This is a genomic window from Streptococcus cristatus, from assembly GCF_001578775.1.
In the GTDB taxonomy this organism is placed as follows: domain Bacteria; phylum Bacillota; class Bacilli; order Lactobacillales; family Streptococcaceae; genus Streptococcus; species Streptococcus cristatus_A.
On sequence record NZ_KQ969066.1, the window covers coordinates 31,307 to 31,889 of the forward strand.

Consider the following 583-nt stretch of genomic DNA (forward strand, 5'->3'; position numbering starts at 1 on the left):
GGTCAATTCCTTATTACCGTCAGTTTGGTCTACGAAGCTGATAATCGCTTTTTGACCATCCTTCACGAAGTTGATTGGTGTATCCTTCGTTGGATCACTTGGAATTGGTGGTGGGTTGTAACCCTTGCTTGGATCGCTCGGATCTTTCGGTGTCAATGGTGTTGTGCCATCTGGGCCTACTGGTGTTGTGCCTGGTACATGTGGAATCACTGGAAGATCAGTACCTGGTTTGCTTGGATCTGTTGGATCGTTTGGATATGGAAGGTTTGGTACTTTTGGAAGTCCGTCTGGTACATTTGGTACGTATGAACCAAGTTTGCTGTACTTAACTGTTTCTTCGCTATCCTTATCATCAGGAGTGACTGTCTTCGCTGCTACATTGGCCTTGTCTGCCACGAATCCAGTTACGACTGGTGTAGCTTCTTGGGCCAATTCTTTCGTAGCTGGTGTCCATGCAGTGAAGGTTTCCTTACCAGTTACACGGTTACGTTCACCTGTACGTGTGAAGGCTGCTTCTTGAGTGACAGGAGCTTTCAGAGCTGGACGACCCGCTGTTTGACCATCTGCGTATTCGTACTTGATT

At 47.2% G+C, this 583-nt stretch carries 1 protein-coding gene; it reads right to left on the reverse strand.

Annotation, left to right across the window (positions count from 1 at the left end; translation table 11 throughout):
- On the reverse strand, nt 1–583 hold a 583-nt coding region (locus tag SCRDD08_RS11695; protein ID WP_414162617.1), incomplete at both ends, for a mucin-binding protein.